The 21,780-nt window shown below is 68.6% G+C and carries 19 protein-coding genes; 15 read left to right on the top strand and 4 right to left on the bottom strand.

Translation table 11 applies throughout. The annotated features are described in order from the left end of the window. The first annotated feature begins 9 nt into the window (after positions 1-9). The gene (locus V7D28_RS00220; RefSeq protein WP_333585330.1) at positions 10-1,797 is read left to right on the top strand and encodes an ABC transporter ATP-binding protein; all 1,788 of its coding nucleotides are present in this window, start codon (positions 10-12) and stop codon (positions 1,795-1,797) included. 64 nt (positions 1,798-1,861) lie between these two features. Further along, complete coding sequence (locus V7D28_RS00215) at positions 1,862-2,662, top strand: hypothetical protein (protein WP_333585329.1); 801 nt, start codon at positions 1,862-1,864, stop codon at positions 2,660-2,662. 147 nt (positions 2,663-2,809) lie between these two features. Here V7D28_RS00215 and ppk2 read toward each other — a convergent pair whose 3' ends face one another. Then, entirely contained in the window at positions 2,810-3,580 is a 771-nt protein-coding gene (ppk2, locus tag V7D28_RS00210; protein WP_333585359.1) for a polyphosphate kinase 2, read from the bottom strand. Positions 3,581-3,653: 73 nt separating this feature from the next. On the opposite strand from ppk2, the gene V7D28_RS00205 reads away from it, so the two are divergent. Next, positions 3,654-4,376, top strand: a complete 723-nt coding sequence (locus V7D28_RS00205) for a 16S rRNA (uracil(1498)-N(3))-methyltransferase (protein ID WP_333585328.1) — start codon at positions 3,654-3,656, stop codon at positions 4,374-4,376. 128 nt (positions 4,377-4,504) lie between these two features. Further along, on the top strand, positions 4,505-5,863 hold the full coding sequence (locus V7D28_RS00200) for a glutamate--cysteine ligase (RefSeq protein WP_333585327.1): 1,359 nt from the start codon (positions 4,505-4,507) through the stop codon (positions 5,861-5,863). 36 nt (positions 5,864-5,899) lie between these two features. Here the strand turns inward: V7D28_RS00200 and V7D28_RS00195 are convergent, their stop codons facing one another. Further along, complete coding sequence (locus V7D28_RS00195; RefSeq protein WP_333585326.1) at positions 5,900-6,376, bottom strand: DUF427 domain-containing protein; 477 nt, start codon at positions 6,374-6,376, stop codon at positions 5,900-5,902. Between the two features lie 194 nt (positions 6,377-6,570). Here V7D28_RS00195 and V7D28_RS00190 point away from each other — a divergent pair, with 194 nt between their 5' ends. Continuing rightward, positions 6,571-8,520 (top strand): peptide MFS transporter, encoded by a 1,950-nt coding sequence (locus V7D28_RS00190; RefSeq protein ID WP_333585325.1) that lies wholly within the window; start codon positions 6,571-6,573, stop codon positions 8,518-8,520. A 35-nt stretch (positions 8,521-8,555) separates the two neighbouring features. Here the strand turns inward: V7D28_RS00190 and V7D28_RS00185 are convergent, their stop codons facing one another. Together V7D28_RS00185 and tldD are read right to left on the bottom strand one after the other, a co-directional pair. After that, the gene (locus tag V7D28_RS00185; RefSeq protein ID WP_333585324.1) at positions 8,556-10,565 is read right to left on the bottom strand and encodes a TonB-dependent receptor plug domain-containing protein; all 2,010 of its coding nucleotides are present in this window, start codon (positions 10,563-10,565) and stop codon (positions 8,556-8,558) included. A gap of 108 nt (positions 10,566-10,673) precedes the next feature. Further along, entirely contained in the window at positions 10,674-12,104 is a 1,431-nt protein-coding gene (gene tldD, locus V7D28_RS00180) for a metalloprotease TldD (protein ID WP_333585323.1), read from the bottom strand. A 301-nt stretch (positions 12,105-12,405) separates the two neighbouring features. Here tldD and coxB point away from each other — a divergent pair, with 301 nt between their 5' ends. The 10 genes from coxB to V7D28_RS00130 all read left to right on the top strand — a co-directional run bounded on the left by coxB (position 12,406) and on the right by V7D28_RS00130 (position 21,667). Further along, positions 12,406-13,374, top strand: coding sequence for a cytochrome c oxidase subunit II (gene coxB, locus V7D28_RS00175; RefSeq protein WP_333585322.1), 969 nt, complete (start codon positions 12,406-12,408; stop codon positions 13,372-13,374). 17 nt (positions 13,375-13,391) lie between these two features. Beyond that, on the top strand, positions 13,392-15,047 hold the full coding sequence (gene ctaD / locus V7D28_RS00170; RefSeq protein WP_333585321.1) for a cytochrome c oxidase subunit I: 1,656 nt from the start codon (positions 13,392-13,394) through the stop codon (positions 15,045-15,047). 99 nt (positions 15,048-15,146) lie between these two features. Then, positions 15,147-16,124, top strand: a complete 978-nt coding sequence (cyoE, locus tag V7D28_RS00165) for a heme o synthase (RefSeq protein ID WP_333585320.1) — start codon at positions 15,147-15,149, stop codon at positions 16,122-16,124. Next, positions 16,121-16,297 carry a hypothetical protein gene (locus V7D28_RS00160; RefSeq protein ID WP_333585319.1) on the top strand — a complete coding sequence of 59 codons (177 nt, stop codon included), beginning with the start codon at positions 16,121-16,123 and terminating at the stop codon, positions 16,295-16,297. Before cyoE ends, V7D28_RS00160 begins: the two co-directional genes overlap by 4 nt. Further along, positions 16,275-16,934, top strand: a complete 660-nt coding sequence (locus V7D28_RS00155) for a cytochrome c oxidase assembly protein (protein WP_333585318.1) — start codon at positions 16,275-16,277, stop codon at positions 16,932-16,934. Before V7D28_RS00160 ends, V7D28_RS00155 begins: the two co-directional genes overlap by 23 nt. Positions 16,935-17,022: 88 nt before the next feature. Continuing rightward, positions 17,023-17,895 (top strand): cytochrome c oxidase subunit 3, encoded by an 873-nt coding sequence (locus V7D28_RS00150; protein WP_333585317.1) that lies wholly within the window; start codon positions 17,023-17,025, stop codon positions 17,893-17,895. 2 nt (positions 17,896-17,897) lie between these two features. Next, entirely contained in the window at positions 17,898-18,272 is a 375-nt protein-coding gene (locus V7D28_RS00145) for a DUF983 domain-containing protein (RefSeq protein ID WP_333585316.1), read from the top strand. Then, entirely contained in the window at positions 18,265-19,002 is a 738-nt protein-coding gene (locus V7D28_RS00140; RefSeq protein WP_333585315.1) for an SURF1 family protein, read from the top strand. The genes V7D28_RS00145 and V7D28_RS00140 overlap by 8 nt, the downstream gene beginning before the upstream one ends. Continuing rightward, complete coding sequence (gene thrC / locus V7D28_RS00135) at positions 19,002-20,393, top strand: threonine synthase (protein WP_333585314.1); 1,392 nt, start codon at positions 19,002-19,004, stop codon at positions 20,391-20,393. Before V7D28_RS00140 ends, thrC begins: the two co-directional genes overlap by 1 nt. Beyond that, positions 20,390-21,667: a M16 family metallopeptidase gene (locus V7D28_RS00130; protein WP_333585358.1), complete on the top strand. Its 1,278-nt coding sequence runs from the start codon at positions 20,390-20,392 to the stop codon at positions 21,665-21,667. Before thrC ends, V7D28_RS00130 begins: the two co-directional genes overlap by 4 nt. Positions 21,668-21,780: the final 113 nt, after the last annotated feature.

The following is a 21,780-nucleotide window of genomic DNA, read 5'->3' as shown; positions in this document are numbered from 1 at the left end:
CCGACGACCATGACCGAACACTATGAAGACGCCGACGACGTCACGGAGCGAACCCTGTCCAACCGCCAGGTCCTGGGCTTCGTGGCCCGTTTCTGGCTGCGCCGGCCCGGCCTGTTCTGGACCTCGGTGATCCTGACCCTGGTCTCCATCGGCTTCGACCTCGCCCTGCCCTGGGCGGCCGGGCGGCTGATGGAGGCGGTCACCGCCGGCCCGGACGGCGCCGAGATCGCCTGGCGGGCCTGGGCGATCTTCGTGGGCGTCTTCCTGGCCTTCACCCTGCTGCGCAACCTGGCCTTCCGGTTCTGGAATCCCATGGCGGCGGCCAATATGAAGGAGATGACCGACGAGGCCTTCGCCCGCGTCCAGCGCTTCTCGTCCGACTGGCACGCCAACACCTTCGCCGGCTCCACCGTGCGGCGACTGTCGCGGGGCATGTGGGGCTATGACATGGTCTCCGATGCGGTGATCCTGTGGCTGGGGCCGGCTGTCATCGTCCTGGTGGGGCTGTCGGTGATGATGATCGCCCGCTGGCCCAGCGTGGGGATTTTCTCGCTGGTGGTGGTGGTGCTCTATGTGGCCTCCAACATCTGGCTCACCCAGGCCTATGTGCGGCCGGCCAACCTGCGCTCGGTGGCGCTGGACTCGCGGATCGGCGGCGCCCTGGCCGATTCCATCACCTCCAACCCCACGGTGAAGGCCTTCGGCGCCGAGACGCGGGAAGAGGGCCGGATCGGCGGGGTGACCAGCCTGTGGCGCCGGCTGACCGTGGTCACCTGGACCCGGTTCATCAATGTCTGGCTGTGGCACCAGCTGCTGCTGGTGGGCCTTCAGGCCGGCCTCACCGGTCTTCTGCTGCGGCTGTGGGTCCAGGGCCAGGCCAGCGCCGGCGACGTGGTCTTCGTCATCACCGCCTTCCTGCTGATGAGCGGCTATCTGCGCAATATCGGCGAGAACATCCGCATGCTGCAGAAGGGTCTGGACGACGTGGAGGATGTGGCCCGTTACGAGCAGATGACCCCCGACGTGGCCGACCCGCCCGCCGCGCCGGAGTTCCGCCGCGTCCGCGGCGGGATCGCGTTCGACCGGGTGACCTTCGGCTATGCGGGCGCCGATCAGCCGCTCTATCGCGACTTCACCCTGATCGTGGCGCCGGGGGAAAGGGTGGCCCTGGTGGGCGCCACAGGCGCGGGCAAGACAACCTTCGTCAAGCTGCTGCAGCGGCTGTACGACGTCCAGGCCGGGCGGATCCTGATCGACGGCCAGGATGTGGCCCAGGTCTCCCAGGCCAGCCTGCGCCAGGCCGTCGCCCTGGTGCCCCAGGACCCGGCCCTGTTCCACCGGACCATCGGCGAGAACATCGCCTATGGCCGCCCGGACGCCACGGCCCAGGAGATCGCGCTCGCCGCCCGCCGGGCCCGCGCGCACGACTTCATCATGCGCCTGCCCAAGGGGTACGACACCCTGGTGGGGGAGCGGGGCGTGAAGCTGTCCGGGGGCGAGCGCCAGCGGGTGGCCATCGCCCGTGCCTTCCTGGCCGATGCCCCCATCCTCGTGCTGGACGAGGCGACCTCGTCCCTGGACGTGGTCACTGAGCGGCAGGTGCAGGCGGCCATGGAAGAGCTGATGGCCGGCCGGACCACCATCGTCATCGCCCACCGGCTCTCCACCATCCGGAGCGCCGACCGCATCCTCGTCTTCGAAGGCGGGCGTGTGGTGGAGGAGGGCCGCCATGCCGATCTGGTGGCGCGCGGCGGCGCCTATGCGCGCCTGCACGCGGTGACCGAGGGCGCTGTCTGATCCGCTGACAGCCGGCGACCGGGGCCCCATAGTGCGGCCCTGGTCGCCGCCGGAAGGAGAGTCGATGACCTATGCCGAAAAGGTCGTCCAGTGGCTGCGCGAGCGACTGGACCGGGACCCGCCGCTCAGCCAGCCGCGGGAGTTGAACCTCGCCTTGCGGGTCGTCGCGCTCTGGCGGGCGTCCCTGATCGTCCAGGGCTTTGTCCAGCACCATGGGCGGCGCGTGCTGCAGGGGCCGTTCGCGGGCATGGCCTATGTGGAGGGCGCCACGGAGGGCGCCCTGCTGCCCCGGCTGATCGGCTCCTATGAGAGCGAACTTCATCCCCACCTGCTGGGGCTGGTCGCCGAAGGGCTGGAGGCGGTGGTCGATGTGGGGTGCGCCGAGGGCTACTACGCCGTGGGCCTGGCCCGCCTGTCCCCCGGCCTCAAGATCTACGCCTTCGACAGCGATCCGAAGGCCCGGGCGGCCTGCGCGCAGATGGCGCAGCTGAACGGCGTGGCCGACCAGGTGGAGATCGCCGGGGCCCTGACGCCGCAGGCCCTGGACGCCTATGCCGGCCCGAGGCGGCTGGTTCTGGTGGATATCGAGGGCGCGGAGGACGAGCTGCTGGACCCTGGCCTCGCGCCGGGGCTGCGGGCCTCGCACATCATCGTTGAGGCCCACGAGGTTTATCGGCCCGGCGTGGCCGGCCGTCTGACCGAGCGATTCTCCGCCACCCACCATGTGGAACGGGTCGAACTGGGGTCGAAGGTCATCGATCTGCCCGACTGGCTGAAGGCGTCGAACCATCTGGATCAGCTGCTGGCGGTGTGGGAGTGGCGGGTCGGACCCACCCCCTGGCTGGTCATGCGCCCCAGGGCGTAGTCGCCGAAGTCAGCCGCCGGGCGGCCGCGGTCATCATCCTCATCTGGCTATCGTTGGCCGCGCTCGCCGGGGCTCTGGTCTGGCGCGCCTAGAGGAGACTTGAGCGCGTTTCGATCCGATAACCGGTTCCCACTTATCAGAACGCGCCTAGGGTTGCAGGCGGCCATCCGTCAGGGCGGCGATCTCGAAGTCGAACAGCACCGCCGGGTCGGGCGGGGCGACCATTCGGGCGATATCGACCGGGGCCAGACGCGACACCAGGTGTCGCATGATCGCCAGGCGCGCGGCCTTCTTGTCGTCGGCCCGCACGCAGGCCCAGGGGGCGCGAGCGGTGTCGGTGCGCCTCAGCATTTCGTCGCGGGCCGCCGAATAGTCGTTCCACCGGGGCTGGGCGAAGTCATCCAGAGGGCTGGACTTCAGCACCTTGAGCGGGTCCTCGCGGCGCTCGGCCAGGCGCCTGGCCTGCTCGGCCTTGCCCACGTCCAGCCACAGCTTGACCAGCCGCACCCCGGAACCGACCAGCATCTCTTCGAAGAGGGGAACCTCGCGCAGGAAGTCTTCCTGCTCCTCAGGAGAGGAAAAGCCCATGACCCGCTCCACCCCGGCGCGATTGTACCAGGAGCGGTTGAAGATCACGAACTGGCCCGCCGAGGGCAGGTGGGCGGCGTAGCGCTGAAAGTACCACTGGCTGCGCTCCACATCGGAGGGCTTGGCCAGGGCCACCACCCGGGTGGCCCGCACCGACAGATGCTCCACAATGCGGCGGATGGCGCCGTCCTTGCCGGCGGCGTCGCGGCCTTCGAAGATCACCAGAATCTTGTGACCGTTCTCCATGGCGTGCTGCTGCAGTCGCACCAGGGCCAACTGCAGGCGGGGCAGGGCGTCGTCATAGGCAAGTTCGGGACTGTCGGGGCTCATGACGTCAGATTGGCGGCTCAAGTCCCCCAGCGCCAGGGGTGCAGGCGCCGGAGGTGTGGCGTAGAAGGTCGCCATGATCCGTCTCTTCCTCTCCCACGACCTCGTCGCCGGCGTGCGGGTCGATCTGGAGCCCGAACAGAGCCGCTATCTCGCCGTCGTCATGCGCCGGGGCGCAGGCGATGAGATCGAGGTCTTCAACGGCCGAGACGGCGCCTGGCGCGCCCGGCTTTCCACCGTCGGCAAGCGGGGCGTGACCCTGGAGCTTCTCGACCAGACCGCCCCCCAGTCCCAGGGTCCCGACCTTGATCTGATCATCGCCATCGTCAAGCGGACGCGGCTGGAGACCATTGTCGAAAAGGCCGCCGAACTGGGCGCGCGTCGGGTGCGCCTGGTGGTCACTGAACGCACCAACGCCGAGCATGCCCGCCTGCCGCGCCTGCAGGTCATCGCGGTGGAGGCCGCCGAACAGACCGGGCGGCTGGACGCCCCGCAGGTGCTGGAGGCGGTGAAGCTGCCCAGCCTCATCGCCGGCTGGGAGGCGCCGCGACGGTTGCTGTTCTGTGACGAGGCGGGCGACGCCCCGCCCGTGGCCCAGGCGCTGTCCGGGGCGGCGGCCGGACCCTGGGCGGTGCTCATCGGACCTGAAGGCGGCTTCAGCCCGGGGGAGCGCGAAGCCTTGCGGGGCCTGGATTTCGCCATCCCCGCCAGCCTGGGTCCGCGCATTCTGCGGGCCGATACGGCGGCCATCAGCGCGCTCACCCTGTGGCAGGCCAGCCTGGGCGACTGGCGCGGTTGAGCGGCCCGTTGCGTCTCGCCCATTGCGCATCGGGGGCGTTGCGCCCACTTCAGCGAACGGCGTAAAGATCGCCGCCGCTCGGGGCCTCGCCCGTGGCGAGCTGAAATGGACGGGCTGGGGAGAAAATCATGGCCGACGTCATCTGCGACGAGCGTCCCCTCGTGTTCGAGGATCTGGTCGGATGGTTCTCCGCCGGGGCCAAGGCCAAGAGCGAATGGCGCATCGGCGCCGAACACGAGAAATTCCCCTTCCACCTCGCTGATCACAGTCCGGTCCCCTATGAGGGTCCGGCCGGAATCCACGCCCTGTTGCAGGGCCTGATGCGTTTCGGCTGGACGGGCGTCTATGAGGGGGAAACCCTCATCGGCCTGGAGCGGGCCGGCGCCAATGTGAGCCTGGAGCCCGGCGGCCAGTTCGAGCTTTCCGGCGCGCCCTTGCAGGACCTGCACGAAATCTGCGCCGAGACCGGCGGCCACCTCACCGAGGTGAAGGCCGTCGCCGACGAACTGGGCCTGGGCTTTCTGGGTCTCGGTTTCACCCCCACCTGGACCCGTGACCAGATCCCGGTGATGCCCAAGGGACGCTACAAGATCATGCGGGCCTACATGCCCAAGGTCGGAAATCTCGGCCTCGACATGATGTTCCGCACCTGCACGGTCCAGGTGAACCTGGATTTCGGCTCCGAAGTCGACATGGTGAAGAAGTTCCGCACCAGCCTCGCCCTGCAGCCCATCGCCACGGCCCTGTTCGCCAATTCGCCGTTCACGGAGGGCCGCCCCAACGGCTTCCTGTCGGCCCGGGCCAACATCTGGACCGACACCGATCCCGACCGCACCGGCATGCTGGACTTCGTGTTCCGCGACGGCTTCGAGTTCGCCACCTATGCCAACTACGCCCTCGATGTGCCCATGTACTTCGTCAAGCGCGAGGGGCGATACATCGACGTGGCCGGACGCTCCTTCCGCGACTTCATGGAGGGCCGCCTGCCCGAACTTCCGGGGGAGCGGCCGACCATCAAGGACTGGGCCGACCATGTGACGACCATCTTCCCGGAGGTCCGGCTCAAGAACTATCTGGAGATGCGCGGCGCCGACGCCGGCCCCTGGAGCCGGCTGTGCGCCCTTCCGGCCCTGTGGACCGGCCTTCTGTATGACGATGCGGCCCTGGAAGCGGCCTGGGACGTCTGCAAGGACTGGTCGATCGAGTCCCATGAGACGTTGCGCCGCGATGTGACCCGGCTGGGCCTGAAGGCGCAGGCGGGCAAGCGTTCGGCCCAGGATGTGGCCCGCGAGGTGGTCGCCATCGCGCGCCAGGGCCTCAAGGCGCGCAATCGCCTGAGCGGCGGCATGGTGGACGAGACCGGCTATCTCACCGAGCTCGAGGACATCGCCGAAACCGGGATCACGCCGGCCGAGCGGCTGCTCGATCTCTATCACGGCCCCTGGGCGGGGGACCTGACCAAGGCCTACGAAACCCTGGCCTTCTGAGACCGCCCTTGCGCTGAAGCCTTGGGCCGCGAAGGCTCAGGCCTCCGGGCCTTTCACATTGGGCGCCCAGCGGGGCTTTTGGGTCGTGCCGTCGCCGGCGTCGGTGTGCTGCACCACCTCGTCCACGTCGCGGCGCGTTTCTTCGCCGGCCGTCTCATCGACCTCGTAGATGTCAACCTTGTCGGGATAAAAGGCCACCCGGCCAGCCAGGTCGCTCACCGCCGGGAAGGGGTCCTCATAGGACCAGGCGGCGTTTTCGGCGAACTCGCCGTGCACCAGAATGGTGAAGTAGGCCGCATCGCCCTTGTAAGGGCAGTGGGTCATCCGGTCGGTCTTCGAAAAGTAGCCCATCTCGATGTCATCGCGCGGGAAGTAGTAGACCGGCGCCAGGGCCGCCTCGCGCACCACCAGCACGTCGGCGCTGTCGGCGATGATGTGGCGCATGTGGCGAACCCTCACCCGGCGCGGCGCGGCTTCGATGCGAATGGGGTGGTCGGCGTTGGGGGTCTGCATGGTCTGTCTCCTGGTCTCAGGGCAAACGCGTCACCGCGGCTCAGGCTCCCGCCGGCGCCCCGTCGCATCAACCTTGCTTGTCTTGCTCGCAGGCGCGTGATCTTCTCCCCGCTTTCCCGGTCAAGCCGGGCGAATTGACCCCGGCGCGGCCGTTGTGCGGCGCGCCCTATCAGATCAAGCGGAAGTTCTGATCCATGAACATCGTCGTCGTGCTGGGCGTGATCATCACGCTGGTCACGGGCGCCCCGGTGCTGATGCAGCTCACGCGCAATCATCCCCGCGGCCTCATCGTCCTGTTCTTCGCCGAGATGTGGGAGCGGTTCTCCTATTACGGCATGCGGGCCATCCTGATCTTCTACCTGACCCAGCACCTGCTGTTCGACGACGATGTGGCCAACGCCCAGTACGGCTCCTATACCTCACTGGTCTATCTGCTGCCCCTGATCGGCGGCATCCTGGCCGACCGCTATCTGGGGACGCGAAAGGCCGTCGCCTTCGGGGCCCTGCTGTTGGTGGCGGGCCACATGGCCATGGCGGTGGAGGGTAATCCCGCCCGGGAGACCCTGACCTATGCCGGCCAGTCCTATGAGGTCACCGCCCAGGGCCGCATGGATGACCGTCAGGTGCGCCTGGTGGTGGACGGCCAGCCCTACGCCTTCGGCCCGGCCGCCGGCGGCGGCATGCGGATCGAGGGTCTGCCGCCCGGCGCCGCCCTGCCCGAGGTCCTGCCCGCAGGCTCCTACGCCATGGCCCAGACGGTGGACCCCGTGGGGCGCAACGTCTTCTACCTGGCCGTGTCGCTGATCATCCTGGGAGTGGGCTTCCTGAAGCCCAACATCTCCACCATCGTCGGCCAGCTCTATCCGCAGGGCGACCCTCGGCGCGATTCGGGCTTCACCCTCTACTATTACGGGATCAACCTCGGGGCCTTCTGGGCCTCGGTGCTCTGCGGCCTGCTGGGTCAGCACTATGGCTGGGGCTGGGGCTTTGGCCTGGCGGGCGTGGGCATGGCGCTGGGCTGGATCGTCTTCGTCCTCGGCAAGCCGCTGCTGGAGGGCAAGGGGGAGCCGCCCAATCCGGAACTTCTGGCCAAGCCCGTGGTGGGTCCGGTCAACCGCGAATGGCTGATCTATCTGGCCACCCTGCCCAGCATCGCCGTGGTCTGGTGGCTGGTGCAGCGCAATGCGGTGGTGGGCTGGGTGCTCAGCGCGGCCATCATCCTGTCCCTGGGGGTGATCGCCTATGTCATCCTGCGGGTCTGCCAGACCCGGGTGGAACGCCAGCGGATGATGCTGGCCACGGTGCTGATCTTTGGCGCGGTGGTCTTCTGGACCCTGTTCGAACAGGCCGGCACCTCGCTGAACCTGTTCGCCGCCCGCAATGTGGACCTGTCCCTGACCAACAGCGCCACCAGCTTCCTGGGCATTCCCATGGGGTCGCCCGAACAGCTGGCCGCCGCAGGCGTGGCCACCGACAGCTGGTGGGGCTGGATCGACTCCCGGTTCGCCGCGGCCCAGGTGCAGTCCTTCAACGCCGGCTTCATCCTGATCTTCGCCCCGATCTTCGCCGCCCTGTGGGCGGCGCTCGGCCGGCGGGGCCTGGATCCTGATCCGACCATGAAGTTCGGCCTGGCGCTGATCCAGGCGGGCCTGGGCTTCATGGTGGTGGTGTGGAGCGCGGGCCTGGCCGACGCCAGCTATCGCGTGCCGCTGATGGTGCTAGGCCTGCTCTATCTGCTGCACACCACGGGCGAGCTGTTCCTCTCTCCGGTGGGCCTGTCGGAGATCACCAAGCTCTCCATCGGCTCGGTGGTGTCCTTCATGATGGCCGTCTGGTTCCTGTCCAGCGCCATCGCCCAGTATGTGGGCGGCTGGATCGCCGGTCTGGCGGGAACCGAGACGGTGGGGGGGCAGGTCCTCGACCCCGCCGCGGCGCTCCGCTCTTCCGTCGAGGTGTTCCAGATGCTGGGCTATTGGGGCCTGGCCGCCGGAGCCGTCTTCATCCTGCTCAGCTTCTTCATCAAGGGCTGGGCCCATGGGACGGTGGTCGGCCAGGGTCCGTCGGGCGAGCCTATCGCGCCCACCCTGGACGGCGAACGCCAGGCGGTGAACCCCCAGACCCTGAGGGATGATCACAAGGCCTGAACCGGCATGCGGCCGATCGCGACGGAGGCTTGGTTTCAGCCGCCCAGGGTCTTGCTGATCCTCAGGCGGTACATGCGGCCAAAGCCGATGTCGCGATCCTCCACATAGGCCACCTGGGCGGTGTCGCGGGGGCCGTCATAGACGGTGCGCGTGCGGATCAGGCCCCGCTCGGTGACGTTGGGAATCTCGAAGCGCAGCACCCAGTCGGCCTGGGGCTTCCACTCCACATAGGGAACCACATAGGGCCTGAGCTTGAAGGTGGAGATTTCGTCGAAGCGATAATGGGTCTCGCGCCAGCCGCCGAAGACATCCACCCCCCAGAGGCTGTTCCAGGCCGGCAGGGCCTGGCTGAATCTCGCCTCCCACTCCACGGGACGCAGCTTTGAAATCTCCCGCGCCTCGCCGGTGGTGGGATCGGTCACCTCCGAGCGCCGCCAGGTGGACTTCGCCTGAAGCTGGCCGCCCTCCAGGCCAAGCCGGCCCAGCGGCAGGGTAAGGTTCACGGACGCCTCTTCCCGCCAGCCCGATCCGATATTGGCCGGAGCGTCATAGATTTCGCCGCTTGTCAGCCGAACCGGCGCACGATCGATCACGTCGGTGATCTCGGCCCGCCGCACCGTCAGCACGAGCGCGCCGCCCTCCCAGAGCCTTTTCTCGACCGCCGCCTCGGCGATCCACTCCTGAGCCGGATTGAGGTCGGGATTGCCGGCGGTGAGCACCCCGCTGCTCAAGGACGAGCTGGCGACGAAGTCGTCGAAGTCCAACTGCCCGACGCTGCGTTCGAGGCTGAAGCGGAACTGGGTCTGCGGGCTTTGGGCGAAGGTGAGCGCCAGGCGCGGCTTGGCGAACTGCAGCGACTTCTCGAGGGCAACGTCCCCCTCCGCCGAGATGTCCGAGGCCTCGTAACGCAGGCCCAGATCGGTGGTGAGGCGAGGGCTCGCCCGCCAGGTCAGCTTGGCGAACGCCTCGGCCCGAATCTCCTCCACCTGCACCTGGGCGGCGGGCAGGGGAACCGAGACGCCGTCGCGGGCGAAGGCGCTGGCGCTGTCCAACTGGTTCAGGGCGCCCTCCAGCCCCACCTCCCAGGACAGGGCCTCGCTCTGGCGGAATCGCAGGACGCCGCGTCCGATGGTCTCGGCGATTTCGCTGTCCAGTTCGAAGCGCAGGCGGCCGGCGGGGTCGGCGAAGCTCGCCTCGATCTGCTCGTCGGCGGTCTGGCGAAGGCCGATCAGCTCCAGCCGGGTGCGCTGGCCCAGCGGCCGGTCGAAGCGCAGGCCAAGTTCAGTCTCGGTCTTGCGCACATCGTCCTGGGCGCGGGCCCGGACGCCGGCGCCGACATTGTCCTCCTCATAGGTGTAGTGGTCCTTGAAGAAGCGGCCGTTGAGCCGAAGGTCGCCGCCCAGGACGCTGCGCTCCACAGCGCCGGTCAGAGCGCCGTTTCTCGCATTCCCCTCGCTGTCGATGGCTGAGACCAGCAGGGGCGCGCCTGCGCCGTCGCGCCGGACGCGCAGGCCTTCACCGGCTCCGTCGTCCACCCCCTGACCGCCCACCAGCGAGGCCTCCCAGGCGGTGTCGGCCAGCCGGCCGGAGGCCTCCAGCCGCACCGCGCCCACCTGGCGGCCGTCATAGACATAGCGGTGGGCATAGACCGCCAGGCCCTGCAGCGAGGCGGTCTGGCTGCGGACCACATTGGCCAGGATGGGCTTGCCCTGCATGTCGATGCCCGGCGCGCCGCCGCGGATCAGTTCGATGCCCACCACCTGACTGGCCGGGATACGGCGCAGGACCTCTTCCAGGTTGTCCGACTTGCTGGCGGGGCGCCGACCATCGATCAGGACATTGCCCGCCGCGCCTTCGAACCCGCGTACGTCCTCGCCGCGGTCCAGGCTGAATCCCGGCAGGCGCAGGATCATGTCCAGAGCGGTGGTGGGCCGCGCCTCGGCGAAGTGGGCGGCCGGATAGGTGATCACCCCCTGGACCGGGGCGGCGGCGGCCTCGGGCTGGGCCGCCAGCAGCGCCTGGGCGACCGTATAGATGTGCGACATGTGAACTCTCTCCCTGGGGGCGCAGGTGACGCGCCGCCCCGGGTGAGGGCCAATTAAATCCCGGAAAGGTAGATTAAACTTTCGACAGAACCGCGATCGGTCGACGGCCTACAGGCTGGTGCCGCCCACCGTCAGGCCTGTGATCTTGAGCGAGGGCTGACCCACGCCCACCGGCACGCTCTGGCCCGACTTGCCGCAGACGCCGACCCCGGGATCGAAGTCGAAGTCATCGCCGATCATGGTCACGCGGGTCAGCGCCGAGGGCCCGTCGCCGATCAGGGTCGCCCCCTTCACCGGCGCCCCCAGGCGGCCGTCCTCGATCAGATAGGCCTCGGTGCACTGGAAGACGAACTTGCCGTTGGTGATGTCCACCTGACCGCCGCCGAAATTGGCGCAGTAGAGGCCGCGCCTGGTGGCGGCGACCATCTCTTCGCGCGGGGTCGAGCCGCCCTCCATGGCGGTGTTGGTCATCCGCGGCATGGGCAGGTGGGCGTAGGACTGGCGCCGGCCGTTGCCGGTGGCGGCCTTGCCCATCAGGCGCGCGCTCATCCGGTCATGCATATAGCCCACCAGTATGCCGTCCTCGATCAGAACGGTGCGTTCGGTGGGGGTGCCCTCGTCGTCCACGCTCAGCGAGCCGCGCCGCCCGGGCAGGGTCCCGTCGTCAAAGACGGTGACGCCGGGCGCGGCGACCCGCTGGCCGATGCGCCCGGAGAAGGCCGAGGTGCCCTTGCGGTTGAAGTCGCCTTCCAGGCCATGGCCCACCGCCTCGTGCAGCAGCACGCCGTTCCAGCCGGGGCCCAGGACCACGTCCATCTCGCCCGCCGGGCAGGCCACGGCCTCCAGGTTCACCAGGGCCTGGCGCAGGGCCTCCTCGCCCTGGTCGCGCCAGGCGGCGGGATCGATCCAGGCGCCATAGCTCGCGCGGCCGCCGGCGCCGGCGAAGCCCACCTCCCGCCGGCCGTCCTTTTCCACCGTGATCTGGATATTGATGCGCGACAGGGGCCGCACGTCGCGGATCAGCCGCCCGTCGGCGCGCAGGATCTCCACGATGCGCCGCTCGCCGGTCAGGCTGGCCATGACCTGGACAACCCGGGGGTCGCGGGCCCTGGCCCAGGCGTCGATCTCCTGCAGCAGGGCGACCTTCTCGGCGAAGTCCGGGGCGGCCAGGGGATCGTCTTCCCCATAGAGGCGGGTGTTGGTGGGCCGCGGCGGCTCGGCGGCGACGCCGTCATAGCCCCGCTTGGCCAGGGCCGCGGAGCCCGCCGCCCGTCGAAGCGCGGCCTCGGAGATTTCGCTGGAGTGGGCGTAGCCGGCGGTCTCTCCGGCCACCACGCGCAGGCCGAACCCCTCCGTCGAATCATAGGCCGCCGATTTCAGCCGCCCGTCATCGAACAGGAAGGACTCGCTCTCCGAGCGCTCTGCGAAAATCTCACCATCGTCGGCGCCGGCCAGGGCCTCGCCCAGAATCTCGCGCGCCCGCTCGGGCGCCACCCCGCAGGAGTCGAGGATGGAGGGGGCGGGGCTGTGGGCGTTCATGACAAACCTCAAATGGCCTTCTGGCTTACACATAGGGGTTCGCAACGGTCGCGTCATCGTCCGCCCGGGCCACGCTCCCGACCCGGCGAAGCCCAGCCTGCGTCAGAACGTCCCGGAAATCTTCGCTCCAGACGAGCACCCAGAACCGCGATGCGCCTTGGCAAGCCTGGGGAGAGCGCGTATGCACGCCCGCTGAGGGCCTGGCGGCGGATCGTGTTTCGCTGCGTAAGCCTCGTTTCAGTCGGGGGGCGGCGACCGCGGATCGTCGGAACGTTCGCCCGGCCAAAGAGACCGAGGGGACATGAAGTCGAGCTTGCAGGGGATGCGGACGTGGGTGGCGGGCGCCGCCGCGGGCGCGATGACGGCGTTCTGGGGCGTCCAGGCGATGGCCCAGGACCTGCTGGGGCAGCCCACGCCCAAAGGTATCGCGCTCCAGCCGGCCGCCGCGCCGCTGAAGCATGACGCGATCTTCTTCCACAACGCGATCCTGATGCCCATCATCACGATCATCACGCTGTTCGTGGCGGCCCTGCTGGTCTGGGTGATCGTGCGCTACAACCGCCGGGCCAATCCCGTGCCGGCCAAGTTCAGCCACAACACCACCATCGAGGTCATCTGGACCCTGGTGCCGGTGCTGATCCTGGTCTTCATCGCCATCTTCTCCTTCCGGCTCCTGTTCGCCTATCACGACATGCCGCGCCCTGACCTGACGGTGAAGGCGGTGGGCTACCAGTGGTACTGGGGGTATGAGTATCCCGACCACGAGGTGGGCGAGTTCATCTCCAACATGATGCCTGAGGATGAGGCCCGCGCCACCGGGGTGCCTTATCTGCTGGCCGCCAATGAGCCGATGGTCGTTCCCGTGGGCAAGACCGTTCGGGTGCTGGTGACCGCCGCCGACGTGATCCACTCCTTCGCCCTTCCGGCCTTCGGTCTGAAGACCGACGCCATTCCCGGGCGGATCAACGAGACCTGGTTCCGCGCCGAGAAGGAAGGCGTCTATTACGGCCAGTGCTCGGAGCTGTGCGGCGTCGACCACGCCTATATGCCCATCGAGATCCGGGTGGTGAGCGAGGCTGAGTTCGAGGCCTGGGTCGCCGGCCGTGGCGGAAATCCCGCCGGCCTCGCCGCCTCCACCGCCGCCGAACCCGTTGCGCCCACCGCCGCTGAGGCGGGTGTGGACGCCGCGGCCGCCGAGCCGGCCAATGAAGACGCGGCCGAAGAGCCGCAACAGACCGCTGCGCCGCAAGCCGCAGCGGCCGCGAACTGAGCAGGGGTAGAGTAAAGATGGCTCACGCCGCCGCACACGGTCACGACGACCACGACCACAAGCCGGGTTTCTTCACCCGCTGGTTCTTCTCCACGAACCACAAGGACATCGGCACCCTCTACCTGCTCTTCGCCATCATGGCGGGGATCGTCGGGGGCGCGCTCTCGGGTCTGATCCGCTGGGAACTGGCTGAGCCGGGCCTGCAGGTCTTCGTGGAAGGCTCGCTCCTCGACCAGCTCGGCTGGATCGACGCCAGCAAGCACGGCTACAACGTGGTCGTCACCGCCCACGCCCTGGTGATGATCTTCTTCATGGTCATGCCGGCCATGATCGGCGGGTTCGGCAACTGGTTCGTTCCGATCATGATCGGCGCGCCGGACATGGCCTTCCCGCGGATGAACAACATCTCCTTCTGGCTGCTGGTGGCGGCCTGGGTGCTGCTGCTTCTGTCCATGTTCGTCGATGGCGGCCCCGGCCGCGGTTTCGGCGGCGGCTGGACCATCTATCCGCCCCTGTCGACGCTCGGCCACACCGGCCCGTCCATGGATCTGGCCATCCTGTCGCTGCACGTGGCCGGCGCCAGCTCCATCCTGGGCGCGATCAACTTCATCACCACCATCTTCAACATGCGCGCCCCGGGCATGACCCTGCACCGGATGCCGCTGTTCGCCTGGTCGGTGCTGATCACCGCCTTCCTGCTGCTCCTGTCCCTGCCGGTCCTGGCGGGCGCCATCACCATGCTGCTGACCGACCGCAACTTCGGCACCAGCTTCTTCAACGCCGCCGGCGGCGGCGACCCGGTGATGTTCCAGCACCTGTTCTGGTTCTTCGGTCACCCCGAGGTGTACATCCTGATCCTGCCGGGCTTCGGCATCATCAGCCACATCGTCGCGACCTTCTCGCGCAAGCCGGTCTTCGGTTACCTGGCCATGGCCTACGCCATGGTGGCCATCGGCTTCGTCGGCTTCATCGTGTGGGCGCACCACATGTACACCGTCGGCATGAACATCAATCTGCGCGCCTATTTCGTGGCCGCGACCATGGTCATCGCCGTGCCCACCGGGGTGAAGATCTTCTCCTGGATCGCCACCATGTGGGGCGGGTCGATCAGCTTCAAGACGCCCATGCTGTGGGCGATCGGCTTCATCTTCCTGTTCACCGTCGGCGGCGTGACCGGCGTGGTCCTGGCCAATGCCGGCATCGATTACAGCCTGCACGACACCTATTACGTGGTGGCCCACTTCCACTACGTGCTGTCGCTGGGCGCGGTGTTCGCCATCTTCGCGGGCTTCTACTACTGGTTCGAGAAGATGTTCGGCGTGAAGTACCGCGAGTGGGCTGGCGCGCTGCACTTCTGGATCACCTTCGTCGGCGTGAACCTGATCTTCTTCCCGCAGCACTTCCTGGGTCTGCAGGGCATGCCCCGCCGCTATGTCGATTATCCGGACGCCTACACCTACTGGAACTATGTCTCCTCGGTGGGCTACGCGATCACGGCGGTGGGCGTGGTGGTCTTCCTGCTGATCCTGCTGGAGGCCGCCATCATGCGCCGCAAGGCCGAGGCCAATCCGTGGGGCGAAGGCGCCACCACCCTGGAATGGACGCTGTCTTCGCCGCCGCCCTTCCACCAGTTCAACGAGCCGCCGGTGATCAAGGCTGACAGCCACCACTGACCGGCCGGCCCGGAGCATAAGGGGGGCGCGGTTCGGTCACACCCGATCCGCGCCCTTCGTCTTTGCGCCCCGGGCCATGAGGAGTATGTCTTGGCCACCATGACGAGCGCCGTCGCCACAGCCCAGCCCGCCCGCTGGCAGGACTATGTGCAGCTGCTCAAGCCGCGCGTGATGTCCCTGGTCGTGTTCACGGCGGCCACGGGCCTGTTCTGTGCCGGCGCACCCATCCATCCGCTGCTGGGCGCGGTGGCCATTCTGTGCATCGCCATCGGGGCCGGCGCGTCGGGCGCGCTCAACATGTGGTATGACGCCGACATCGACAGCCGCATGCGCCGCACGCGCGGGCGGCCGGTGCCGGCGGGCCGCGTCCAGGGCGCCGAGGCCCTGGCGCTCGGGGTCACCCTGTCCCTGCTTTCGGTCATGTTCATGGGCGTGGCCCTGAACTGGCTGGCGGCGGGCCTGCTGGCCTTCACCATCTTCTTCTATGCGGTCGTCTATACGATGTGGCTGAAGCGCTCCACGGCGCAGAACATCGTCATCGGCGGCCTGGCCGGCGCCCTGCCGCCGGTGATCGGCTGGGCGGCCGCCAGCGGCGAGGCCCCCGCCAACGCCTGGCTGCTCTGCGCCATCATCTTCATGTGGACGCCGCCCCACTTCTGGGCGCTGTCGCTCTACACCAGCGAGGACTATGAGAAGGCCGGCGTGCCCATGATGCCCGTGGTGGCGGGCGCGGCCTCCACCCGCCGCCAGATCCTGATCTACAGCCTGCTCTTCACCCCCCTGTGCCTCGTGCCGGCCTTCACGGGTCTGGGGGGCGTCGCCTATCTGGCCGTGGCCGCGGCGGGCGGCCTGGTGTTCCTTGTGCTGGCCTGGCGGCTTTCGCGCAGCGCTGCGGGCGAGAGCCCCGATCCGCGCCTGGACGGCCGGCTCTATGACGTGCGCGCCGGCGCGCGGGACGCGCGAAACCTCTTCGCCTTCTCGATCCTCTATCTCACCCTGCTGTTCGCCACCCTGCTGGCCGAGAAGCTGTTGGGCGCCGGCGCCTTCATGGATCTGACCCGCGGGGCCTTCGGATGAACGACCAGGTCCCCCAGCCGACGAAGCCGCAGACGCCTCCGACCGAGGCCCAGCAGCGCGCCCGCCGCGGCCGTAACATCGCGCTCGCCCTGGGGCTGGTGGCATTCGCGATCCTCGTCTTTCTTGTCACTGTCGTGAGGCTAGGCGCCAATGTCCTCGACCGGCCCCTCTGAGTCCCCCGCCGCGCAGGGCGCGACGCTCGATGCGTCCGCCCTGGAGGCCCGCCGCCGCGGGAACACGCGGCTGGCCCTGATCTGCACCGGCGTCTTCGCCGGCATGGTGGGTCTGGCCTTCGCCTCGGTGCCGCTCTACCAGGCCTTCTGTCAGGTCACCGGCTTCGACGGCACGGTCCGCCGCGCCGAGGCTGCGCCCACCCAGGTCCTGGACAAGACCCTGAAGATCCGGTTCGACACCAATGTCCGCGACCTGCCCTGGACCTTCCGCGCCGAGCAGGTCTCTCAGGACCTGAAGATCGGCGAAACCGGCCTGACCTTCTTCGAAGTCACCAACACCAGCGACGCGCCCATCATGGGGCGGGCCGTCTACAATGTGGTTCCCGAAGCGGCGGGACCCTACTTCCGCAAGCTCGAATGCTTCTGCTTCTCCGATCAGACGATCGGGCCGGGGGAAACGGTCAAGTTTCCCATGGTCTATTTCGTCGATCCCGAGTACGCGCAGGACTTCGAGACGAGGAACAAGCCCGAGATCACCCTGTCCTACACCTACTACCCGTCGAGCGCGGACGCCGCGCCGGTGCAGAGCGCCCACGCGCCCGGCGATCCGGCGGCTTCGGCCCTTGGCGGATCGTAAGCGGCAGGGCTATAGCACCAGGAAGATGATCGCCGGCGGAGAGAGCAGCCAGGCCGGCGGTACGAGATTATGAGGGGTTAGGACCGAAATGGCCCAAGCAGGCGTCAAGCACGACTACCACCTGGTCAATCCCAGCCCGTGGCCCCTGTTGGCCTCGCTGGGCGCCACCGTCACCGCCATCGGGCTGGTGACCTGGTGGAAGGGCCTGTTCGGCCTTCCGGCCGGGTCCTGGTGGCTGTTCGCCACCGGCATGACCATCCTGATCCTGACCACCATCGCCTGGTGGGTGGACGTGACCAAGGAAGCCAATGCCGGCGACCACACCCCGGTGGTCAATATCGGCCTGCGCTACGGCATGATCCTGTTCATCGCCTCTGAGGTGATGTTCTTCGTCGCCTGGTTCTGGATCTTCTTCGAAATGGCGCTGTTCCACGAGGCGCGCACCCTTTCGAGCCTGGAAGAGGTCCGCGCCGCCTGGGCCACCTGGCCGCCGGAAGGCATCCACACCATCCCGGCCTGGAACCTGCCCCTGGTCAACACCCTGATCCTGCTGCTGTCGGGCACCACTGTGACCTGGGCCCACCACGCCCTGCAGCAGGGCGACCGTCAGGGCGCCAAGATCGCTCTGATCCTCACCGTGGCCCTGGGCGTGGTCTTCACCGCCGTGCAGGCCTACGAGTATCACCACATCCTGTCGCACGACTATTTCTTCTCCGACGCGGCGATGAATTCGGGCCTGTATGGCTCGGCCTTCTTCATGGCCACGGGCTTCCACGGCTTCCACGTTCTGATCGGCACCATCTTCCTGCTGGTCTGCCTGATCCGGCTGATGAACGGCGCCTTCACCCCGCAGAAGCACTTCGGGTTCGAGGCGGCGGCCTGGTACTGGCACTTCGTCGATGTGGTTTGGCTGTTCCTGTTCGCCTTCATCTATGTGGTGTTCGGCGGCGCGGGTCACTGAGCGTGACCCGTCCCCACCCCCTGGTTTCGGGCGCGGCTGGCCGTTGTCCGAACTGCGGGGAGGGGCCGCTCTTTGCGGGCTTCCTCAAGGTGGCCCCGCGCTGCGAGGCCTGCGGCTATGATCTGGCGAAGGCCGATTCGGGCGATGGCCCGGCGGTCTTCGTGATCCTGATCGCGGGCTTCGTCGTGGCCTTCTCGGCCCTGTTCGTGGAGCTGCGCTTCACCCCGCCCATCTGGCTGCATCTGCTGCTCTGGCTGCCGCTGACCGTCATCGTCTCGGTGGGATTGTTGCGTCCCATGAAGGGGCTGATGCTGGCCGCCCAGTTCGCCAACCAGGCCTCGGAGGCGCGGCATCCGGCGCCGGGCGCCGATGACTGAGACCTCCGCCCAGCGGCCGCCTATCGGCCTGACCCTCGCCGCCCTGGCGGCCTTCGCCATTCTCTGCGCCTTGGGAAGCTGGCAGCTGCAGCGCCTGGCCTGGAAAACCGAACTGCTGGAGCAGATCGAGACCCGGGCCCAGGGCGAGCCTGCGGACCTTGGGCCGCTGTTGGCGCAGGCGTCGGACACCGACGACCTCGCCTTCCACCGGGTGCGCGCGACCTGCCCGGGCATCGACCAGGCGCCCTTCCTCCAGCTCTATGGCCTGCTCGATGGTCAGGCGGGCTCGCGCCTGATCTCCGCCTGCCGGCTGGAAGGGGGCGACTACGACGCCATTCTGGTGGACCGGGGCTTCGTCCCTGACACGGTGAGCGCGCGGCCCCCGGTCACCGACGATCCGGCCAAGGGCGCCGCACCCGTGGAGGTGATCGGCCTTCTGCGCGCGCCCGAACCCGCCAATTTCGTGACTCCAGACAATCGTCCCCAGGAGAACCAGTGGTTCAGCCGGGACACCGCCGCCATGGCCCAGGCCCTGGGCGCGACCCGCCCGGCGCCGGTCTTCCTGATGGCCGAGAGCCGGACCAATCCGGACTTCCAGGCCCTGACGCCCTCGCCGCTTCCGGCCGCCACCGCCAATCGGCACCTGGAATACGCCCTGACCTGGTTCGGCCTTGCGGGCGCCCTGATCGCCGTCTATGCCGCCATGCTCTGGCGCAGATGGAAAACTTGATGCGGTATGTCTCCACCCGGGGCCAGGCCCCGGCGGTCGGCTTTGTGGATGCGGTGCTCTCCGGCCTGGCCCCTGACGGCGGCCTCTATGTGCCCGAGACCTGGCCGAGCTTCACCCGCGACGAGATCGCGGCCATGCGCGGCCAGCCCTATGCCGCCGTGGCCGCTCAGGTCCTCTCGCGTTTCGCCGGCGACGAGATTCCCGCCGACGTGGTGGAGACCCTCTGCCAGGAGGCCTACGCCACCTTCGCCCACGCCGCGGTGGTCCCCCTGGTCCAGATCGGTCCGGACGCCTTCCTGGCCGAACTGTTCCATGGGCCGAGCCTGGCCTTCAAGGACGTGGCCATGCAGATGCTGGCCCGCCTCTATGAGCATATCCTGGCCGGCCAGAACCGCACCCAGACCATTCTGTGCGCCACCTCCGGCGACACGGGCGGGGCGGCGGTGGAAGCCTTCCGCGGCCGCGACCATGTGCGGGTCTGCGTGCTCTTCCCCGAGGGCCGGATCTCCGAAGTCCAGCGGCGGTTCATGACCACCGCCAGCGAGGCCAATGTCCGCTGCGTGGCCGTCGACGGCACGTTCGACGACTGCCAGGCCATCGTGAAGTCCGCCTTCCAGGATCAGAGCCTGCGTCAGGCGGTGGATCTGACGGGCGTCAATTCCATCAACTTCGCCCGAATCATCGCCCAGAGCGTCTACTACTTCACCACCGCCGTGGCCCTGGGCGCCCCGGACCGCGAGATCGCCTATTCCGTGCCGTCAGGGAATTTCGGCGACGCCTTCGCCGGTTTCGTGGCCCGGCAGATGGGCCTGCCCATCGCCCGCATCATCGTCGCCACCAACGCCAACGACATCCTGGCCCGCGCCCTCCAGACCGGCCGCTATGACCGCGGCCAGGTGGTGGCCACCCAAAGCCCGGCCATGGACATCCAGTCGGCGTCGAATTTCGAGCGGCTCTATTTCGAGGCGGTGCGGCGCGAAACGGTGGAGACCGCCCGGGCCTTCACGGCCTTCGCCGAGGCCGACCACATCGACATCCCGCCCCAGGCCTTGGCCTTCATGACCGAGCTGTTTGTCGGCGTGGCGGTGGACGAGGCCGAGACCGCCCGCACCATGCTGGCCACGCTCAACGAGACCGGCGAACTCATCGATCCGCACACCGCTGTGGGTGTTGGCGCCATCCGCCGCGCCGAGGCCGTGGAGGCGCCCGTGGTGGTCCTGTCCACCGCCCACGCCGCCAAGTTTCCGGAGGCGGTCGCCGCGGCCACAGCCACCAGCCCCGGCCTGCCCCGCTGGACCCAGAGCCTGGCCGACCGGCCCGAGCGCTCCGACCGGCTGCCCGCCGACGCCGAGGCGATCAAAGCCTATGTCCGCGCCTTCGCCGAGAGCTGAACCGGTTGGCTGAGGTCCACACCCTGCCCAACGGGGTCCGGGTCGTCTGCGATCCCATTCCTGGCCTGGAGACCGCGGCCCTCTGCGTGGTCGCCGGACATGGCGCCCGGTCGGAGGACGCGCCGCGCTCGGGCTGGTCGCATCTGCTGGAGCATATGGTCTTCAAGGGCGCGGGCGAGCGCTCGGCCCAGGAGATCGTCGAGGCGATCGAGGGCGACGGCGGCCAGATTAACGCCGCCACCGGCTATGAGCGGACCAGCTATCAGGTGCGCTGTCTGGACGGGGGGCTGGACCTGGGCTCGGCCGTGCTGGCCGACCTTGTCCTGGCCCCGCGCCTGGACGGCGCGGACCTGGCCCGCGAAAAGCAGGTGGTCGGCCAGGAGATCGCAGAGGTGGCCGACACCCCCGACGACCTGGTGTTCGAGCTGGCCCAGGCCTCGGCTTTCGCCGGCCAGCCCCTGGGGCGTTCGATCCTCGGGACCACAGACTCCATCGGCGCGGCCACGCCAGAGGCCCTGGCCGACTGGCGCGCGCAGCTCTACAGCGCCGACCGCCTGGTGATCAGCGCCGCCGGGCGGGTGGACGAGGCCGCTCTGCTGCGCCTCGCCGAGCGGGACTTCGGGGCGGCAAGGGCGGCCGGCGCGCCCGTCGACGAGAGGCCTGCGGAGTTCAAGGGCGGCCAGAGCGTCCAGGCCCGCGCGCTGGAGCAGGCGAACCTCGTCTTCCTGTTGCCCACGGTGGGCGTGGCGCATCCCGACTATTTCGCCCTGCGCCTGTTCGCCGAAATTCTCGGCGGCGGCATGGCCTCGCGGCTGTTCCAGGAGGCGCGGGAGCGCCGCGGCTTGGCCTACGCCATCGACGCCTATGCCGAGACCTATGCCGACCAGGGCGTGCTCGGGGTGTTCGCCGGCTGCGACGCCGCCGACGCGGCCGAACTGGCCCAGGTGGCCGCCGACCAGATCGCCCGTCTGGGGGAGGACGTCACCGAGGCTGAACTCGCCCGGGCCAAGGCGCAGCTCAAGGGCGGCCTCTTCATGATGCGGGAATCGCCCCTGTCACGGGCCGAGCAGGCCGCCGCCCAGGTGCTCCTGTTCGGCCAGACCCTGGGGCCAGATCACCTGGCGGCCGGCATCGAGGCGGTGAGCCGCGAAGACCTGGCGCGCATCGGCCAAGGGCTCAGCGGCGCCGGCCGGGCCGCCGTCGCAGTGCTGGGACCCCGGCGCGCAGGCGCCGCGGCCAAGGCCTTTTCCCGGACCTTGTTCGGCCACGCTTGACGTGAGCCCCGTTCAGGGCCGCAATCGGATCATGGCCTTGCTGGACTGGATCGGATCGGAGGGCGGCCTGAAGGTCGAAGGAGAGGGGGTGCTGCTGCGCCCGCCTCGCGTGG

The organism is Phenylobacterium sp. (assembly GCF_036723115.1).
Lineage (GTDB): Bacteria > Pseudomonadota > Alphaproteobacteria > Caulobacterales > Caulobacteraceae > Phenylobacterium.
The sequence above is the reverse complement of the archived record's forward strand: the minus strand, read 5'-3'. Positions and strand labels throughout refer to the sequence as shown.

What these genes read in the sequence shown, in the direction of transcription:
- V7D28_RS00220 (WP_333585330.1), top strand. Translation starts at nt 10, where the DNA reads ATGACCGAACACTATGAAGACGCCGACGACGTCACGGAGCGAACCCTG.
- V7D28_RS00215 (WP_333585329.1), top strand. Translation starts at nt 1,862, where the DNA reads ATGACCTATGCCGAAAAGGTCGTCCAGTGGCTGCGCGAGCGACTGGAC.
- ppk2 (WP_333585359.1), bottom strand. Translation starts at nt 3,580, where the DNA reads ATGAGCCCCGACAGTCCCGAACTTGCCTATGACGACGCCCTGCCCCGC.
- V7D28_RS00205 (WP_333585328.1), top strand. Translation starts at nt 3,654, where the DNA reads ATGATCCGTCTCTTCCTCTCCCACGACCTCGTCGCCGGCGTGCGGGTC.
- V7D28_RS00200 (WP_333585327.1), top strand. Translation starts at nt 4,505, where the DNA reads ATGGCCGACGTCATCTGCGACGAGCGTCCCCTCGTGTTCGAGGATCTG.
- V7D28_RS00195 (WP_333585326.1), bottom strand. Translation starts at nt 6,376, where the DNA reads ATGCAGACCCCCAACGCCGACCACCCCATTCGCATCGAAGCCGCGCCG.
- V7D28_RS00190 (WP_333585325.1), top strand. Translation starts at nt 6,571, where the DNA reads ATGAACATCGTCGTCGTGCTGGGCGTGATCATCACGCTGGTCACGGGC.
- V7D28_RS00185 (WP_333585324.1), bottom strand. Translation starts at nt 10,565, where the DNA reads ATGTCGCACATCTATACGGTCGCCCAGGCGCTGCTGGCGGCCCAGCCC.
- tldD (WP_333585323.1), bottom strand. Translation starts at nt 12,104, where the DNA reads ATGAACGCCCACAGCCCCGCCCCCTCCATCCTCGACTCCTGCGGGGTG.
- coxB (WP_333585322.1), top strand. Translation starts at nt 12,406, where the DNA reads ATGAAGTCGAGCTTGCAGGGGATGCGGACGTGGGTGGCGGGCGCCGCC.
- ctaD (WP_333585321.1), top strand. Translation starts at nt 13,392, where the DNA reads ATGGCTCACGCCGCCGCACACGGTCACGACGACCACGACCACAAGCCG.
- cyoE (WP_333585320.1), top strand. Translation starts at nt 15,147, where the DNA reads ATGACGAGCGCCGTCGCCACAGCCCAGCCCGCCCGCTGGCAGGACTAT.
- V7D28_RS00160 (WP_333585319.1), top strand. Translation starts at nt 16,121, where the DNA reads ATGAACGACCAGGTCCCCCAGCCGACGAAGCCGCAGACGCCTCCGACC.
- V7D28_RS00155 (WP_333585318.1), top strand. Translation starts at nt 16,275, where the DNA reads ATGTCCTCGACCGGCCCCTCTGAGTCCCCCGCCGCGCAGGGCGCGACG.
- V7D28_RS00150 (WP_333585317.1), top strand. Translation starts at nt 17,023, where the DNA reads ATGGCCCAAGCAGGCGTCAAGCACGACTACCACCTGGTCAATCCCAGC.
- V7D28_RS00140 (WP_333585315.1), top strand. Translation starts at nt 18,265, where the DNA reads ATGACTGAGACCTCCGCCCAGCGGCCGCCTATCGGCCTGACCCTCGCC.
- thrC (WP_333585314.1), top strand. Translation starts at nt 19,002, where the DNA reads ATGCGGTATGTCTCCACCCGGGGCCAGGCCCCGGCGGTCGGCTTTGTG.